8 protein-coding genes are annotated in these 20,754 nt (G+C 35.5%); 3 read left to right on the forward strand and 5 right to left on the reverse strand.

Annotation, left to right across the window (positions count from 1 at the left end):
• Nucleotides 1–13,599: an Ig-like domain repeat protein gene (locus QZV03_RS01295; RefSeq protein WP_296873902.1), complete on the reverse strand. Its 13,599-nt coding sequence runs from the start codon at nt 13,597–13,599 to the stop codon at nt 1–3.
• A gap of 336 nt (nt 13,600–13,935) precedes the next feature.
• Between QZV03_RS01295 and QZV03_RS01300 the strand changes: the two genes are divergently transcribed.
• The 3 genes from QZV03_RS01300 (at nt 13,936) to QZV03_RS01310 (ending at nt 17,621) form a co-directional block, all read left to right on the forward strand.
• Nucleotides 13,936–15,009, forward strand: a complete 1,074-nt coding sequence (locus QZV03_RS01300) for a DNA polymerase subunit beta (protein WP_296873903.1) — start codon at nt 13,936–13,938, stop codon at nt 15,007–15,009.
• Between the two features lie 203 nt (nt 15,010–15,212).
• Nucleotides 15,213–16,697 carry a sodium-dependent transporter gene (locus QZV03_RS01305; RefSeq protein WP_296873904.1) on the forward strand — a complete coding sequence of 495 codons (1,485 nt, stop codon included), beginning with the start codon at nt 15,213–15,215 and terminating at the stop codon, nt 16,695–16,697.
• 129 nt (nt 16,698–16,826) lie between these two features.
• Nucleotides 16,827–17,621, forward strand: coding sequence for a Dna2/Cas4 domain-containing protein (locus QZV03_RS01310; RefSeq protein ID WP_296873905.1), 795 nt, complete (start codon nt 16,827–16,829; stop codon nt 17,619–17,621).
• 61 nt (nt 17,622–17,682) lie between these two features.
• On the opposite strand, the gene QZV03_RS01315 is transcribed toward QZV03_RS01310, so the two are convergent.
• The 4 genes from QZV03_RS01315 to QZV03_RS01330 are packed head-to-tail and all read right to left on the reverse strand — an operon-like array spanning nt 17,683 to nt 20,740.
• Complete coding sequence (locus QZV03_RS01315; protein WP_296873906.1) at nt 17,683–18,342, reverse strand: DUF5612 domain-containing protein; 660 nt, start codon at nt 18,340–18,342, stop codon at nt 17,683–17,685.
• Entirely contained in the window at nt 18,335–18,598 is a 264-nt protein-coding gene (locus QZV03_RS01320) for an energy-converting hydrogenase B subunit P (protein WP_294998970.1), read from the reverse strand. The genes QZV03_RS01315 and QZV03_RS01320 overlap by 8 nt, the downstream gene beginning before the upstream one ends.
• A gap of 12 nt (nt 18,599–18,610) precedes the next feature.
• Nucleotides 18,611–19,609, reverse strand: a complete 999-nt coding sequence (locus QZV03_RS01325; protein ID WP_296873907.1) for a respiratory chain complex I subunit 1 family protein — start codon at nt 19,607–19,609, stop codon at nt 18,611–18,613.
• 3 nt (nt 19,610–19,612) lie between these two features.
• Nucleotides 19,613–20,740 (reverse strand): nickel-dependent hydrogenase large subunit, encoded by a 1,128-nt coding sequence (locus tag QZV03_RS01330; protein ID WP_296873908.1) that lies wholly within the window; start codon nt 20,738–20,740, stop codon nt 19,613–19,615.
• Nucleotides 20,741–20,754 lie beyond the last annotated feature (14 nt).

The raw sequence follows: 20,754 nt of genomic DNA on the forward strand, positions 1-20,754 counted from the left end.
TTATCTAACTTTAACTTTTCCCTTAAGATTGTTTGTTATGTATTTTGCAGAATATGCGTACTTTTTACCTTTCTTAAGTTTTTTAGTAACTTTAGGTTTGATAGTAACTTTAGCAATACCTTTGGAATTGGTTTTAGCCTTATAGGTTTTGTCTTTAAATTTGAATTTAATGACTTTACCTTTAATAGGCTTACCGTTGGACCATTTGAGTTTAGCTTGAAGGACTAATTTCTTACCTTTCTTAACTGAAACGATCTTTTTGACCAATTTAAAGGTTTGTTTAACTTTAAGTTTATTGATAACTTTGTATTTTTTATATTCTGCAGATATCTTGTAGGATTTAGGATTCAAGTTGATAGCTAATTTTGCATAACCGTTCTTATCTGTTTTTGCAACATAATGAATAGTGTTTACATAGATATCAATGATTTCCCCTTCACCTACAGGTTTACCGTCATCACCAATTACCAATACATCCCAGTGAGAACCGTCCTTGAAGTCCATGGTTAAATCCTTGTTTTGGATAATTCTTTTAACGATGCTTAGTTTTTTGGTGACCTTTTCACCAGTAACAGGGTTGACTGAAGTGACTGTGTATTCGCCGATAGGCAATGTTTCAGACAGTTTTGCAATACCGTGAGTTTCGGTTTTTACAGAGTATGTTTTACCGTTTACAATAAATTGAACGGTTGTATTGACTAACACTTCACCGAATTCATTGGTAAATACAGCCTCATAATCGAATTGACTGTTCCAACCTCTTACAAGGTGATCAACAACATTTACGGTAGGCAAGTTGATAGGCATGTTTACATGAGTCCTGTTGGATTTTGATACATACTTGTCGTCACCGTTGTAGGTTACATCAATGTCGTGTGAACCTACAGGAATATTATTAACAGTAACAATCGCAGTTCCGTTCTCATCAAGTGTTACAGGTATTACTTGGTCACCAACCTTAATGGTTGCATTACCTGTAGCATCTTTTGGAGCTTGAACTTTAATTGTAGCTGTTCCGTTAGCCTTATCAACATTTGTAACTTCAATATCAAGTGGATATTCACTTACTTTAGGAATATCAACACTGACGTTTTGTTCAATAGGATCCTTACCTTCAGGAGTGTAGATTACAGTAGCGTTTTTGGAACCAGGATTATTTCCGTCAACATATACTGTTGCGGTTCCGTTTTCAACTTTAGCATCGTATGGAACACCGTCAATGATAACAGTTACATTACCTGTAGCGTTCTTATCGCCAACATCCACAGTAATCGGTGTTTTGTCACCGTCATTTTCACCAGGAGTCAATGTAATTTCCGGCTGTACAATGAATGTTTTTGAGGAAACATTTCCTTCGTATTTAGCGTCACCCATGTATGTTACTTTAGCTTCATAATTACCAGCAGATAAACCGGAGATTGTGAAGTTAGCCTTACTGTCTTTAAGTTCTGCATAGTAACAGGTACCGCTGATGTTAATCAGTACAACACCGGTAGTTCCAGGAGTTACTGTAACATTGATGTATTCGGTGCTTCCTACATTGATATTTTCAACTTCCAAATCAACTTTAGATGCAAGTTTGGATACGGTGAATGTATCCTTGTTTGAACTGCCTGAATAGACAACGTCTCCATGATAGATTGCTGTCACTTCATAATTACGTGCAGTTAAATCCTTGATTTCAAATGTTACTTCACCTGTAGCATTGTCGACTGCTTTGGTGTATTCATGACCTGCAATGACAATTGTTACATTACCTGTTGCTCCCTTGGTTATGTTGACTTTGACTGTAGCGTTTTCGCCTACAGTAATGCTTTCAACATTTACTGTTACCTCAGATGACTTTTTAGCATATACCTCGAAGTCAGTATGGTTTTCTGCTTCATCATATTGAGTGTTACCTGGGAATTTGACTGTAGCTGTGTATGTGTCAGCCACTAAGTCATAAACAACTAAACTACCTGTACCGTTTTGAACGAATGTGTGATATGTCTTGTCACCAATGGTTACAGTTACAACCTCAGTGAAGTTTGCTGAAGTCTTGATTGTGAATTCCACAGGCTGACCAACATAGACATTATTTGTTTCAATGGTTATTGAAGTTGTGAGCTTGGACACTTCAAATGAACTGTTGGTAGCGTTAGGGTTATAGTTGTTGTCACCGACATATGTTACGGTAACATTGTGTTTACCTACACTTAAACCGGTAATGTTTACACTTGCAACTCCGTTTTCCAGTTCTGCATATACATGAATGCTTCCAATACTGATTAAAACATTTCCTGTAGCATTTGAATCGACAGTCACGTTAATGATTTCAGTGTCACCAACATTGATGTCTGATACGTTCATGCTGATTGGAGTGTTTTTCTTGTGTACTGTGAAGTTGGATGTTGTATTGCACAATTCAAATTCATCGTTACCCATGAAGAATGCGGATACAACATAATCACGTGCAGCAAGACCTGATACATTGAAGCTGACTCTACCATTTACAAGATCATAGGTGTATGCAACACCACCAATGGTTACATATACAGGACCATTGATGCCTTCAGTCGCATTCACATAAACTGTAATGTTTTCTCCGACAGTAATGTCTGCTACAGTTACATTGATTGCAGTAGGTGTTTTGGCACGTACTGTGAATGTAGTCTTATTGTTGACAGCACCATACTTAGTGTTACCTGGGAAGTATACATAAGCAGTGTAAGGACCTACAGCTAAGCCGGATTTGGAGAAGTTTCCTTTACCATCTTTAATGAATGCAGTGTAGTTTACACCATCAATTTCAATGTAGACAACTTCTGTCAAGTTAGCTGAAGTGGTAATTGTGAACACTTCAGTCTGACCTACAATAATGTTTGTTGATTTAATCTCAATTGTAGTGTTGAGTTTAGTTACATCAAATCTGTCGGTTGTTGAGTTTTCGTAATACTTATCATCACCGATGAATACTGCGGTTACGTCATATGAACCTATAGCAAAGTCAGTGATATTGACGCTAGCAACACCATCTTTGATTTCAGCATAGAACTGAGTACCGTTGATGTCAATTAAGACATAACCTTTAGCATCGCTTTCAAGAGTTACATTCAAGTATTGGGTTTCACCAACTTTGATATCTTTAACTTCAAGTTTTATTGTGATATTATTTTTGAAAACATCAAATTCTGCTTCATCACTTGATGAATAGTATTTGTCATCACCGGAATACATTGCCTGAACAACGTAGTGACCAGCGGACAAACCGGCAAGTTTTAATGTAAGGTCGGTTACATTCAAGGTATGTTTTTCACCGTTTACGTAAACATCCACAGTTCCTGTAGCATCACTTGGGAACAATGTAAGTTCAATTGTGTTGTTCTCACCCACTTTAATGTTTGATATTGGGGAAATTACCACAGCTGAATCGTTCTTGGATACGATGAATGTTGAAGATCCGGAATGAGTGATAATCTTTTCACCCTCTTGTGCTGTGAAAGCAGCATCAACCTGATGGATACCTGAACTCAATCTGCCAGTGTAGTTATATGTAAGTGAACTGGAGTTTCCAGTTGCATTATATACTAAAGCTGCAGTCAATTTGATTGTTCCATCGATTGTAATGTTTACGATTTGACCATCATAATCACCAGCGACTGTAATGATAATTGTCTCATTTTCACCTACAAGGATGTTGTGTGTGTTTACATCCAAACTGCTACCGTTTGCATATACTTCAAATTCGTCATAGTTTGAGTAATTTGAGAGGTATTTATAGTTTTCCTGATAGACTGCAGAAACAGTGTAGTGTGCAACGTTAGGTTTTGAGATAGTCAATAAGCCTTCACCGTTGTTGATGTATACGGTGTAGGTTTTGCTGCCTGTGTCGCCTCTTACAATTACAGTAGCAACACCGGTTACATCTTTAGGACCGGTTACCTTGATTTGGACATCACTTCCTTGTGCAACCTTTTCAGGACCCATTACTTCAACAGTTATTTCAGAGTTGAACTTGGAAACTTTGAACTTGGTTGAATTTGAGGATGCAAGATAGTTAGCATCACCATTGTAAGAAACGTTTACTGTGTAGTTTCCAACAGCAAGGTTATTTACAACAAGTTTTGCAACACCGTTTGTAATGTTTGCAAAGTAATCAGTGCCGTTAATGTCAATCAATACAACACCAGTTGTTCCGTTGGTTATTTCAATGCTGATTGTAGTCTTATTGTCAACAGTAGTGTCGGTTGCAGTCACATTAATTTGTGATGCTTTCTTGTTTACAACAAAGTCCGCTGTACCATTGCTTGATAAGTAGTAATCATCACCCAGGTAGATAGCGGATACATGATAGTTACGTGCTGTCAGATTCTCAAGTGTGATACTTGCTCTGCTGTTGTTTAACAATACGGAATATACGTTACCTGCAATTGAGATAGCAACAGTTCCGGTTGTACCTTCAGTGACATTCACATAAATTGTTGCTTTGTCACCAACAGTGATGCTGGTAACATTTACAGTAACCTGGGAAGGTTTTTTAGCAGATACTGTTATATCAGTTGAGTTTTGCACTTTACCATATTTGTCGTTACCTGGGAAGTATACATATACTGTGTAGTTTCCTTCAGCCAAAGCAGTAGGGACAGTGAATGTACCTTTACCGTTTTCAATGAATGAAGTGTAGTTTGTACCGTTGATTTCAACAAAGACAACAGAGGTAATGTTAGCTGAAGTTGTAATGTTGAATGTTTCGGTTTGTACAACAGTAATGTTAGATCCTTTGATTATGATTGATGTGTCAAGTTTTGTTACTTTAAATGAAGCATTAGTTGTGCTGTTAAAGTAGTTGCCATCACCCATGTAAGTTGCAGTAACGTTATATTCTCCGATACCTAAATCATCGAATAAAACTTCCACATAACTGTTGTTGAGTATTGCATATACCTGTATACCGGCAATGTCAATCAGGACAATACCAGTTGCACCTGAGGTTACATTAATCTTAATAGTTTCATTTTGACCTACATTAATGTCAGTTACATTAATCTTAATTGTTGAATCTTTTCTAAATACTGTAAAGTCTGTGCTTGTTGAATTTGACAGATAATCATTGTTTTCAAGATATGTTGCAGTTACGTGATAATCACGAGCGACTAAATCAGTTACAGTGAAGTTAACCTTACCGTCAACAACATCCTTGGTTTGAGGTCTACCCGCAATGATTAAGGCAACCTTACCGGTATTGATTAAATTACCATCCAAATCAGTAACATTCACATAAATAACAGCATCCTCACCAAGAGTGATATTAGCAACACTAACATTCAAACTGGTAGGAGATTTAGATGAAACTCTAAATGTAGTGTTATTAGTTTTTGCATCATATTGAGAATTACCATTAAATATGACTTTTGCAGTGTAGTTTCCAGAAGCTAAACCGTAAACAGTGTAAGTACCTTTACCATTTTCAACGAATGTATTATTGCTGAGTATTTCAGCTCCAGTAACTTGATCAATAATTTTAACAGTTACCACTTCAGTAATATTGACTGATGTTTCAATTGTAAATACTACTGGATGACCAATGACAATAACAGGTTTGTTTGAAGTAATGTTTATTGTTAAATCACGTTTAGTGGTTGTAATATTAACTTCAGTTGTGTTTGAAAGATAGTTATCATCACCTCTGAATGTAATAAACGCAGTGTGATTACCAATAGCTAAACCAGTTACATTGAATTTAGCCACACCATCTTTAACAGGTGAGTAATAATTGGATCCGTTTACAGAAAGCAAAATGTTACCAGTAGCGTTTTCAGGCAAGTAAACATTAATGTATTCAACATCCCCTACAGTAGCGTTGGTTACAGTAGCACTGATTGGAGCAAGTTTTTTGAATACAGTAAAGTCTCCAGTAGTGTTGCTTGATTTATAGTATGTATTTTCATTATATGATACAGTAAAGTGATAATCACGTGCTGCTAAATTGGAGTATGTGAAATTAGCGGTTCCGTTTACAACGTTTGCAGTAATCGGATTACCCAACATGTAGATAGTCACAGTACCGTTTTGTGCACCAGTAACATTTACATAAATTGTCACCTTGTCTCCAACAGTAATGTTGGTCACATTAGCTACAATGGAAGTTGGAAGCTTGTCATGTACAGTGACATTTATTGTATCATTTGCAGGCAAGTAATTGTTATCACCGGCATAGAATACAGTAACATTGTGTACACCAAGATTTTGTCCAAGAACTATTAAGTTACCTACACCATTATAGACAACAGCAGTGTAATTCCTATTGTCGATTCTTACAGTCACTAGATCGGTTATTGGTCTTGAAGTTGTAATAGTGAAGTTAGCTTCCTGACCTATGACTATGTTGTTAGCAGTGATTGTAATGTTGACAGGGATTTTTGAAACTGTGAAACTTGCATTGGTTGTGTTTGAATAGAAGTAATCATCACCAATGTAGGTTGCAGTTACATTATATACTTTATCATCCAAATTGGATCTGGTCAATATAGCAGTTCCATTTTCTACTTTTACTCTGAATGTTACATTATTTACAAAGATTTCAACATAACCTGTAGCATTCTTGTTTACAGTTACATTGATAATTTCAGTTAAATCCTTAGTTATGTTAGTAACATTAATGCTGATTGTTGTGTTCAACTTAATAACAGTAAACTCAGTAGTGTTTTCTTTTAATTCATAGTAAACACTTGAGAAACTTGCACCAATTGTGTAATTGCCACTAGGCAATCTGTCCAGTACCAGTGTTGCTTTTCCGGTTGTGGAATTTATAACTGCAGTTTCTTCATATAATTCACCGTTAATATAGATATTTACTTCACCTTCGATTCCTTTTGTAATGGTTACAATTACAGTATTATTATCTAAAACGGTTATTACATCAGTTGCGTCAACAGTTAATGAATAATCACTTATTCTGTAAGTTTGGATAGTGGAGAAATCATATTTATATGTATGATTTTCATCACCAGAATATTCAATGAATACTACGTGTTCACCCGGAATAGCTGGAACGGTTAAATTTATTATGTTTGAAGTAATGTCCTTGAATACAACTGGAGTTCCATCAATATTGATTGTTAAATTACCACCATATACACTTTCAGTTAAGTTCACATTTACTGTTATGCTGGTTGAATTACCAGTGATTACCTTATTAATAACAGTTTCAATCTTGTTAACTTGGAATTTAGATGAGTTTGTTTTATATACATATTCATCATCGGCATAGCTCACTACAACAGTGTAATTGCCCACAGCCAATTTAGTTGCGTTATATGTAGCAACACCGTTAATAATTTGAACTTCAATTACGCTTCCGCCATTGATTGTTAAATTCATTTTACCGGTAGCATTATAAGGAGCCTCAATAGTTATTGTAGCATTTTCGCCAACTGTAATGTCCTTAACGGTAATAGGTAAAATGTAATCTTTAATTTTTGGAATTGTAATTGTAATGCTTGTACTGTTTTGTAAGTATCTTGCACCACCTAAGAAAGTAGCACTAACATTGTAAGTGCCCGGACGAATACCGCTTATATTTAATGATCCCACACCATTAGTAATGTTGATTTGAGTTTTGATTAAACCATTACCAACAGTTATGTTTGCAAGACCATTAGCAAGCTCAGGCAATCTAACAACAATAGTGTCATTGTTCACAAATTCGATTGCTATAGGAGGAACAACCTTATCTACTCTAAATATTTTAGTTATGTTCTTATCCTCATATTTTTGATATCCTTGGTATCTTATATTAATGAAGTAAGTTCCAGCAGGTAAATCTTTAATTATGAATGTTGCATTTCCATTGTTGAGTTTTACAGAATATATGTTGTTTGAGAAGTTTCCAGATACCAGCACGTCCTCAGTTGCATCACTTGGAATAGAAATATTAACCAATTCCACATCATCAACAGTGATATTGGAAACATTCACAGTAATATTATAATCACTAACTTTATGAGCAGTAATCTTGATAGTATCTGAGTAAAGATTATATTTATCATCACCAGTGTAGGATATATGTGGAGAATATGCAGAAGCCACAGGATACCCCTCAATAGTCACATTAGCAGAACCATTAACCAATTTAGCAGTGTATGTTACACCACGGCTGGTTACAGATACATTTCCAGTTGCGTCCTTATCAAGAACGAAAGTGATTGTGACATTATCATCAACATTTACACTAGCATTATATACCAAGTTCATATTAGGATTTGTTTTGACAACAAATGCATATCCTGAATGTGATTTGTAAACGTATTTTCCTTCTTCTACAAAGCTGATTGTGAATGGGTAATTACCTTGTGCAGTAGTAGGCACTTTGATTGTAGCAACACCGTTTTTAACTTCACCAGTGTAGTTTTGACCAAAGATGGATACGGTTGCGTTACCTGTTGCATCTTCAGGTAAATTCAATACGAAAATGATATTGTCCCTAACAATTGTTGTGTTTACATCTTGCAATTTGAATAAGTAATCCTCAATAGGTGAAACAGTGAAATATCTAGTTACAGAGTAATCAATATATTTTGCACTACCCTTGATACTTGCGGTTACATTATATCTTCCAACTTTTAATCCTGTTGCATTGAATGTGGCAGTACCATTGGTTAATTGAATAACTTTATTAATATAAGTAGTACCAGGTATAGTGATTGTTACATTTACGTCAATGTCTGAAGGCAATCTAATGGTAATTGTTTCATTATCCCCAACTTTAATGTTAATAGTTCCAAGGTCAAATAGGAAGTCACGGACTTTTAAAATTGTCACTGGGAATTTTTGGGTACGATTATTATATTTCTCATTACCACTATAGAATAAACTGGCCTCATATGTATCAGCAGCCAATCCCGGAACATTAACATAAGCAGTTCCGTTAACCACGGTAGCATTATAAACCTTACCATCAATTGTAATATTCACAGTACCATTTGAATCACTAGGCAAAGTAACCTGAATAGTAAGATTTTGACCCACGTAAGTGGTATTAAAGTTGATGCCCGGAGAAGTGTTGATTTTAGAAACCACAAGTGTACCTGACCTAGTACTTGATTCATACATGTCATTACCATTATATGTTACATAACAAGTGTATGATCCAGCCGCCAAGTTATAGACTGGGAGATCATAGGTTCCATTAACAAATGTCTCATTAACATTTATAGTATATGAATCCCTTCCAGGAACCCTGATTGTTATTGTTCCATTGGTAATGTTTGGCAGGTAAACATTAATATATGCGGTTTGACCAACAACAATATCCTTAGCAGCAGCTGTGAAATTATAATCCAATGTTTTATTACTGTTTAATGTTCTACTTGCACTACCTGCGGTGTATTTATCATCACCTGCAAAGTGTGCATCAACCACATACTGATGACCGGAGACTAATCCATCAACAGTGACATTCGCTTTACCGTTAACATAAGTGACTGGGAAAACCCTATTGTCAATTGTAATATTACCTATACCATTTGCATCACTCGGCAATATGACAGTAATATTAGCACTAGTTGAATTTGTAGTAGCAGTTATGTTAATCGGATAGTTTGTAATCCTGTGAACTGAGAATCTAGTATAATCCCTTTCACATCCGAGATACTTATCATTACCCAAGAATGATGCGTGAACTGGAACTGGAAGGCCCCATTTTAGATCGGAGATGTTGATTTGTCCAGAACCATTTATAATGTCAACAACATGTGTAATGCCCTGTACAGTCAAATTGATCTTTGCGGTTAAATCACTTGGCATTGTAATGTTAAATGTTGCAATTTCACCTACAAAAATATCATCAACACGAATATATGAATAAGGGTTAGGGTCTACTTTTCTAACAATTAACACTTCATCCTCTACATCTGCTAAATATTTTCTGTCACCTGCGTAATTTGCAACAACGGTATAATTACCATGAGGCAAACCTGATACATTAAATTCGGCACTTCCACTTACAAGAGCCTTAGTATAATTATTATTGTTAATGGTTATTGTCACATTACCTGTTGCATCACTTGGGAGACGCACTGTAATTGTAGCATTATCGCCAACGTAGATGTGTTCTGAGTCAATGTGAAGTGTAGGTTTGACTTTATTTAAAACTATTCTATCAGTTTTATTTACTGCAAGATATTTGGTATCATTTGCGAAGTAGATTTTAACAGGATATTCTCCACCTTCTAAACCATTAATTGGTACACTGAATTTACCTTTTACAATATCTGAAGTGTAGTTTTTACCATCAACCTCAATTATAATGTCACCGTTTGCATCACTTGGAACAGTCACATTTGCAATAACATTCAAGTCATCATCTACTGAATAAGTAAATGTTGGATCGATTTCCACATAGTCAACTTTGAAAGATGCGTTAGTAGTGGCAGTGTAATATATATCATCTTCCAAATATGTGGCAGTTACGTTATATTTTCCATATGGAAGATTACTTATAATGAAAGTAGCTTTGGTCTTGTTTGCATTAACATAATAATTCATATTATTAACTGTTAAAAGTACCATACCTGTTGCATTGGTAGCGCCTTTAAGGTCGACTGTAATAGTTGCATTTTCACCTACCTTAATATTAGGAGCTGTAATAGCAGGAGTAATTTGTATCTTACGTACTTCGAATACTGTACTATTACTATTAGGTAAGTACTTATCATTACCATCATACAATACTCTTACAGTATGGTTACCAGTAGTAAGATTAGCAATTGTAACAGTTATTGGTTGTTTTGTAAATGTATATGGAGTACTATCTACATAAACTACTGTTGTACCATTTGCATCACTTGGTAAGTGAACCTGTATAACAGCAGTTTGACCAAAGTCAACATCAGTAGCATTAATAGTTACAGTGGAATTAAACTTTTTAACAGTAAATGTAGTAGTATTATAATTACCATTAAAGTTTACATCACCATTATATACTGCAAATACATTATACTCCCCACCAGTAAGACCAACAAGATTAAGTTGACCAACACTGTTAGTTAGTTTTACAGTATACATCTTATTGTCAACAAATACAAATACTGTACCAGCTGCACCTTTAGTTACATTAATGTTTATAGTAACTATTCCACCATAGGTAATATTATTAGCAGTTACATTAATTGTACTATTACGTAATTGAACATCAATAGTAATATTAGTTAGTAATGTCTGATTGTATTCCAAATATGTTGCAGTAACAACATACTCATTAGGTGCCATATTATATAATGTCAATACAGCAACACCATTAACCAGAGGAACATCATAATGAATTTCATTAATATCCAAACCAATGGTACCATTTAATGTGGTATTGACTAAAGTTGTTGTAAATACAACCTTTTCACCATAATTGGTTTGATTTACTGTAAGATTCATGACCAAGTATAAAATTGCACCATTTTTAAGAGCCATATTATTGAAATTAGCACTATTATATCCACTAGCAGTGAAATTATGCAATCCAATAGCTAAATTACTGACTGAAGATATATAATCAGTGTGATTGAATGTTGTGCTTAACTGATTATTTGAATCATAGAATATGGTCATGTTTTCTTTAATTTTAATTGGGTTACCGTTATCGTCCTCAATACGTGTGAAAACAGGCAATGAATTGACATTGGTTACAAGGGTATTGTTGTTTAATGTGACAACATAAGTTTGTGATTGAATAACCCCATAATTATATATAGCATTCATGAAATTGTTTGAATCAAATGAAGCGGTACCTTCAAGATAGACTGAAGATCCGTCATAGGAATTTGAAAACTGGGTGTTGGATGTCAAAGCAACTCCAGTAGCATGTTTGCTAATATAAACTGGATTAATTCCTTCGAAAGTAGAACCACTTATTGCACCATTAGCCCCATACCAGTAAACTGAACCCGCAGAGGTAGGTGTGTCCTTAAACTTAGAGTTGATCACATTACCATTATCATATGCCCAATAAATAGAAGAACCGTTTAATCCTAAATTTGATTCAAAAGTTGAACCTTGAACCTTACCATTATTTCCATTCCAATATATAGCACCAGCGATAGGAGCTGTATTAAGTCTAAATTGAGAATCAACTACTTCATTTGAAGGAGTGTTCAAGTATAAGGCCCCTCCTTGAATATTTGCGGTGTTGGATTTGAATTCTGAAGACTGGATAATTACTCTACCATTAGGTTTTGAAGCATCATCATTACTTGACCATACTGCTCCACCATAATTAGCTGAGTTACTTTCAAAAGTGGAAGTTGATATAGTCGCAAGATTTACCACTGAAGTGTAAAGTGCCCCACCTTTTAAAGTCGCCTGATTGTTATTGAAAGTAGACCCTGAAATAGTTATTCCTGGAGCTCTTTCTTCCATACAGATTGCTCCACCTTCCTGAGCAATATTATTTGTAAAATTACAATCAACAATCACACTTGCAATACCCTCTCTAGAACACATTACTCCACCACGTCCGGTGTTACTTTTACCACTGGCAGAAAGGGAAGTGTTAACCTTATTATTGTTAAATGTACATGTTTCAAACCTGTAACCATAACCCATAACTACACCACCCCATCTTCTAGCATAATTATCTTCAAATTTGGAATTGGTCACAGTAAGGGTACCTACAGTATTACCCATAAATATACATCCACCATCGTCTCCAGCTTCATTTGAATAGAATTCACAATTATCAATATCCACCACTCCAGAGGACCTCATTACACCACCAGATCCCACAGCAGAGTTACCTGTGAATATTGAAGATTTAATGTACAAGTCTACACAATTGTAAGTATGGAATACTCCTCCACTAATAGCACCTTCATTATTAGTAGTTACGGAGTTATTGGTGAAAGTACAATTGGTTACATAAATATAAGTATATTTATTATTAGCATTACGAGCATAAACAACTCCACCACCCCTTTCAGCACTATTTCCAATAAACTTACTGTTAATAAGGTTTATTTCACCATACAATCCACGATTATTATTAAAATTAGCTCTGATTGCACCACCGTACATGGGAGCATAATTATCAATAAAAGTACAGTTTTCAAATGTAAAATTTGAATACAGATCATTAGCTAGATGGGCAAAATAAATTGCTGAATTTCCAGCATTTTTAAATACAATATTTTTAAAGGTTATATTAATACAAGTATTATCTATATTAAAAATTCTGCATAATCCGTTTCCATCAATTATATGGTTTTTACCATCTATAACAAAATCATTTTTACCAGATATGCTAACAGTATATGTCAGTGAATAGTCATCATCCAATTCCAGATATGAATATTCATAAGCTATCAAATCAGATAACTGTCCTGATGTGCCTGTCAATTTTTCCTCATCAGAACTGGCCGAAAGCAGTCCGTTTCCTTCATCAGAACTGGCCGAAAGCATTTCACTTTCAGTACTTTGTTCTTTATTCGAATTATCATCATTTAAATTATCACTAACGGAATCTACCGTGTCCGATTGAACCGTCAGATTTCCACCATTTGTGTTTGTAATCGTATCATCAACATCGCTAGCTACAGCCGTTGATAGCGTAACTAGGGCCAATAATAGCATACAAACCACTAATATTTTTGATTTAATAAATTTAACCTCCCAGTCCAAATGCCTAAAGTTAGCATTTGGTGATCATATTTATTTTAGTTTTCGATAATATATAAACTTACCCTTGTTGTACAATTTATATACTTAAATTATATTAAATTGTATAATAAGTTTTGCAATAAATATAACAAATCTACAATTATCCCCAGTTAACCTATCAAGACAGTGTGATAACGTGATGAAAAATATACATTAGACCAAATGGCACTGTCATATTACGCCAATTTAAGCAAATAGCAATAAATAAAAAATCCAATATATAATATAATAATATAAGGAGCAGATATTATGCAACAAATTAGAACAAGAGATTTCATTTATACAAGCGATGATTTATACTTCGCTTCAACAAATTACATTCACCCTAAAGACCGGGTGATTTCCTTTTTAAGATACATTCCAGATGAAAACGGTGATCGTGAAAAGGACGGTAAAAGATACAGAAAGGTAGGATCCGAAGAGGCATACACATACCTGAGGCAAAATCACCCCGAATATTTATACTTCAGCGACGTTACCAATGTTGAAATGATGGGAGTGCCAACAGACAAGGTTGAAAGAATCATAAAGCCGGAACAGAGATTGCTTGGCCTTAAGGAAACCTTTGAAAATGGAGGAGAGGTGAAAAATCCTGAACTCATTGCAAAGCTGATGGATGTTGCCGACTTTTTCCATTTCATGGCTGATATCCCATATGACCATCTGGGAATTTCAGGATCAATTCTTCCGGGCCTTCAAAAAAGTGACGTGTCCGACCTTGACTTTGTAGTGTACGGACTTGACAACCACAGAAGAGCCATTGAAGCCTTTAAACAGTATAGGGGAAAGGAAGTATATATTGAACAGGTTGACAAACACATTACAGTCGAGGGAATCACAAACGATTACTGGGATTTTGTATATGACAAAAGAATGTTTGATTCAAGCCTTAGCAAAGAAGAATTCAGATGGTATGAGAACAGAAAGGCAAACCGTGGAACAATTAACGGAACATTATTCGACATACTTGCCACAAAGGGTTATGATGAAATCGAAGGAGAATGGGGAGATACAGTATACGAACCTCAGGGAATTGAACAAATCGAAGCCGACATCATAAGTGCCCTTGGAGCCTTTGACAATCCATCATTATACACAATTGAAAATGTCAAACATCTTGACGGCGTGGATTTCCCATTGACTGAAATCGTCTCATTTACACACACCTACGCAGGCGAAGTGGTTGACGGTGAACATGTCATAGCGAAAGGTAAAGTCGAAAAGGTTATCGTCAACGGCGAGTTTTCACACTACCGTCTGGTTGTCGGAACCACCCGTGAAGCGATTGACGAGTACGTAAAATTAAAAGAAAGTCCCGCTTAATTTATGTGAAATCAATATTTCACAATATTCTTTTTTTATTTTTAAACATTGTTTATTTTATCATAATATATTTAAAAATTTTAACATTTAATTCTGATTATATTCAAAATATCTATTTTTAATAAAAATTTGTTAATCGAAATCAATAGAATACTATATAAACTTCACTGACAAATATATTAAGCATAGACTTAAGTGATAAAATGACAGAGACAAAAAAACAAGAGTGGAATAGTAATCTTGCATTTATGATGGCAATGATAGGTTCTGCAGTAGGTCTTGGAAACATTTGGCGTTTCCCAAATGTTTTATATTCAAATGGTGGAGGGTCATTCATGATCCCCTACATCGTTTCACTGTTTTTACTTGGAATATCATTCGTCCTTGTAGAATATGCTGTAGGATTTAAATTTAAAAAATCAATTGCAAGAATATTATACTCAATAAAGGACAAATTGGAACCCGTGGCATGGTTCATATTATTAATCGTATTTTTAATTACAACATATTATGTATGTGTAGTCGCATGGGACTTTATTTATATAATATTAAGTTTTACAAAAGCATGGGGAGCAAATCCCGACCTGTATTTTGCAAACAATGTTTTGCATGCAACAGAGTCAGTATCAGGAATATTTACAATCGTTCCAAATGTATTGATATCAGTATTCATCATCTGGTTAATTGCATGGCTGATTATTAAAAGGGATTTAAATGATGGAATAGGTAAAGTCAGCCAAATATTATTACCATTACTTTGTTTAATTGTTGTGGGAATCGTAATATTCTCATTGACACTTCCAGGTGCTTCACTTGGATATACACAAATTTTCAATCCTGATTGGAGTGCCCTGACCAATCTTGATGTATGGCTGGCAGCATTTGGACAAATCGTATTCTCCCTCAGTTTGGGAATGGCAATAGCAATGACCTATGCAAGTTATCTGCCGGAAGGATCCAAATTAGTTGACAATGCAATAATCGTAGCATTTTCAAACTCAGGATTTGAGGTATTCAACTCAATAGGAATTTTTTCAATTCTCGGGTTTATGGCACTATCCTCCGGAGTTCCATTCAATGAACTTGTAACCGAAGGAACAGGACTTGCATTCGTAGTTTTCCCACAGGTATTCAATACAATGGGACCTGTCGCATACATAATCGGACCGGCATTCTTCATATGCATATTGTTTGCCGGAATAACATCAGTTATTGCACTTCTTGAAGGAGTATGTTATTCAATTTCAGAAAAATTCCTTATTGAACGTAAAAAGACCGCAACAGCAGTATGCATAATAGGATTTTTAATATCCGCCATCTTTGCAACAGGTATCGGAAGTACAATACTGGGAGTATTTGATGCATACCTGAATAATTTCGCATTATTATTTGCAATACTTCTTGAATGCATAATCTTCGGTTGGATTTACAAATTTGATGACTTAATTGATACCCTAAACAAAAATTCATCCATTACCGTCGGTAAAACCTGGAAAACAGTCATCAAATTCATATTGCCTATCTGTATATTGGGCCTTTGGATTCAGGGAATCATCTCAACCATAAGCACAGCTGACGGATTGAGCGTAACCATCATGGCAATATTAACAGTCATATTAATAGTGGTTCCAGCCATCTTTGCAAAATTACCGGCAGTCAATAAAAATTACTATAATGTGGAAAATTAATTTCAAATAGCTAAATTATTAGCTATTTACTTTTTTTATTTTATTTAAAAAAATTGTAGGCATTTAAAACTTCTTAATTTAAATATCAGTAGATATAATGTAATAATACTGAATTTAAGAGGTTTTAAAATGATAAAAGTTTCTTCTATAAAACAATACATGTACTGTCCAATGAAATTATATCACCAAATCCATATCGATTCGAGCGAGAACAATAATTATCAACTATCAAATGAGCTAAAGAAGTTAAAGATTGACATTCAGGACCTAATCAAGAAAAATATGCGTAAAGTCAAAAAAGACATGACTTTAATAGAAATTGAAAGTGTCTTATCTCAAAATATCGACCCATACATCAAAAACACCACCGACACCATCAAATCAATGAACATTGGACTTGAAAACAAACAGATCAACAATATTATTGACAATGCCTATTTCAACATCAAAATCACCTCATTAAAAATAAAGCAGACAATGACAATCCACGACAGGCATGCCTACGAAATAATGGATATGTTTTTCCCAAACTGCATGTACTCATTTCTCATAAAGGACAAAAGCATGGACGTGATTGGAATATGTGATAAAATTGAGATAGTCGACGGAAAATATTATCCAATACTTTTAAAAAGTGGAAATCCTCCATTAAAAGGCGTTTGGGACCAGGATGCCATTGAACTTGCATCTCATGCAATACTTATTGAAGAGGAATTTGGAAATGACGTTTATGTGGGATTTGTTGACTATGAAAAAATCAATGACAGACGTCCTGTGGTAATGGACGTTGAATTGCGAAAAAATTATTTTGACATCCTGCGTGAAGTAAAAGAAGTCATTGATAATAAAAAGATGCCAGATGTTAAAAAAAATCCAAAAAAATGTGAAAAATGCGATTATGCAGACATTTGCGTTTGCGATTAAAAATAATGAAAAAAGGAGTTATGAAAATAACTCCTAATTCCTATACGTCCATAAACATGAATTAAAATTTGATATTGTCACCCAAACGTGCAATACTGAATACCGCAGTATCTGCTATTGACATTACTGCCAAAACACCTGCCTGAATCGGATCGGTTATGATTAAATCAGCATATTTGGTTACGCTTCCAGGCATATTAAGACAGATTACAGTGATGTTGCTTGAATCCTTAACTTTACGAACGGCTTCTGTAATCTCGCCACCCATAAGTGAACCAGCTAGCACCAATGCACTTACACGTGGAAGTCTGGAAGTTGCTTCAACAGCCTCAGCAATTGATTTTTCGCCAACGAGAGGTATTGTATCGACACTGATACGTTCCCCACGGATGTTATGCCTGTCGGCCTCTGTTATAGCACCCATTGCAACCTGGGACACCTGTGCTCCACCACCGACAATGATTATACGTTTTCCATAAATATCTAACTGAGAACCATGCAATTCCACAGAAAGGACTTCCTCAATATCATCCAAATCAGAAAGCAATTCGTCAATGTCTTCGACATGCTCCAGCTCCAAATTGATGGAGCCTACATTATTCTTCTCAACGAAAAGATGAACATAACTAATATTAGCACCATGAGCAGTGATAACATCAGTGATATCATCAAGTACGCCCTTTTTCTCACTAGATTTAATTGTTAATGTATAATCACTCATTTTTTGGCCTTACTTTATCAAGTTCCGCATGTGCCCTTTTCCACATGCTCAAATAATTGTCGTTTTCAGTAACCGGAATGACCTCAAGACCCAAATCCCTGTGTTCCTGAATCCATTCCTCATGAAATACTGGTATTTCAACTTTAATTGGTTCAGAGGTTTTATTTACAATGATAAGATCCCTGTATGGGAAATCCCATTCAACAATATATCCTCCAAGACTTACCATGTGATACGGTCTCATAACAAATTTCATAAATAATCACCTCTACAATAATCCGATAACAATGGCTAAAATTCCAAGCAATGTAGTTCCCAAAATGGTTGGCAGCAATTGCCTATTTGTAAATACCGGAGCGAAAGCTGAAAATATTCCCATCATGAACACGAATATGACTGCAACAAGAATATTGACAAGAATTCCCCATGAAAAGATTGTTGGCGGAACTCCAATGAACAATACTGAGAATACCGCACCGAGTACGAACATGAAAAATCCTCTGGTTACAACTACTATTGCCCTATATTTGGCCGCATACTCCATGTATGGTCCTTCAATAACATCACTTTTTGCCTTAATGATTGAAAATGGATATTCATTCAAAATTATCATGTAACCGATGAAAAATACTATTGCTGCGATTCCACCTGCTACAGTAAATAGGAATGGTCCGTGTGCCTGCTGGTATGCAACGATATCCTTCAGGAATATGCTTCCCGCTGCAGTAACCGGTGCAAACAATGCCAGATACAGTGGGAATGAACCGTAGGTAATCATCCTGAGTGATCTTCTTGCACTTATATCCTCAATGAATGAACGGTTAGCATTTTGATGAGCTGCTCCCTTGATTTGGTCAGGGAACGGCATGTTAACTGACATTACGGATTTGGACAATGCTCCCATCAATACATAACAGATTTCCTCGACTTTTAAAAATCCGACAATAGCCACAAGACTTGCCAAAGCAGGAATCTTATATGCTTGAGGAGTCAATGCAATTAAAACGCACAATACCACTAAAAAGCATAGAATCGGCAATAACTTATACAATCCCGGAACGGGAGATGAAATTTTAACGTTTTCCTTGAACATGAATTTGAGCGGAGCCATAATTCCCGGAGATGTCACCGGAGGCCCAATCCTTTGCTGGATTCTTGCATGAATATATTTTCTCTCAATACCCGGAAGTAATGTTGAAATTACAAAACAAACAAGCACAGTCAATATTACTGCAAGAACTGAATTGATTAAAGTACTTTCAAACATTGTTTACCTCCTTATAATCTCTATTGCCCTATCTGTACAAGTGAAACATGGATCACATTGTACGATACATAATTGTGCATCAGTAATTTGGTCTCCAATACATGCATATTGCATTGCACCGATATTTGCCATTGAAGGGGTCCTGATAATTGAATGTCTTACCCTTCCGCTTTCCAGTGCGTATGAATGATATAAAGTTCCCCTTGGAACTTCAATGTAACTTTGAATAATGTCTGTGTCAAACATTTCCCAGTCACGGTTTATTACTTTACCTTCAGGAATGTTTGCAATAGCCTGCCTTATGAGTTTAATTGACTCAAATGACTCCAATGCCCTCATGACAAGATTTGATTTTACATCACCGTCAGGTTGGGTTATTACATTAAAATCAAAATCGTCATATTCAAACATTGTTGTTCTTAAATCCCTTGCAACGCCTGTTGCCCTTAAAGTCGGTCCGGTAACTGCCAGTTCGATAGCCTGCTTTTGAGGAAGTACTCCTATGCCTGTAACCCTTGACAATAGGATGGAATCAGCCATGAATCTATCAACAAATCCGGTAAGTCCCTCTTCAATCGCATCCATATCATTTTTGAGTCTTAACAGCTTTGCTTCATTCAAATCACATCTTGGCCTTACTCCGCCTATTACAGAGCAACCGTACTGTACACGGTTTCCTCCAATCATTGCAAGCAGTTCCATTACTATTTCCCTCAGGTAGAATACCCTCATTGAAAATGTTTCATGAGACAATACCTCACAACCGTGTGCTAGGTATAAGAAATGTGAGTGTAAACGTTCAAGTTCACTCATAATTACACGAATGTATTTGGCCCTTTCCGGAATTTCGATATTCAAACCCATTTCGGCTGTTCTGCATGAATTCCATATATGTGCGTTTGAACAAATTCCACATATTTTTTCAGTCAATGCATTAGCCTTTTCAACCGGAAGTCCTTCCATGATCCTTTCTATTCCCCTATGATTAACACCAATAGTTATTTCGGCTTCCTGAACGATTTCATCCTCTACAAAAAACCTTACCCTATATGGCTCCAATGCAGCAGGGTGAACTGTACCCATTGGAATTTCAGTTTCAATAATATTGCTTCTTGGTACTTTTTCATCCATTCAAATTCCCCCTC

Source organism: uncultured Methanobrevibacter sp. (assembly GCF_902788255.1).
Taxonomy (GTDB): Archaea; Methanobacteriota; Methanobacteria; order Methanobacteriales; family Methanobacteriaceae; genus Methanocatella.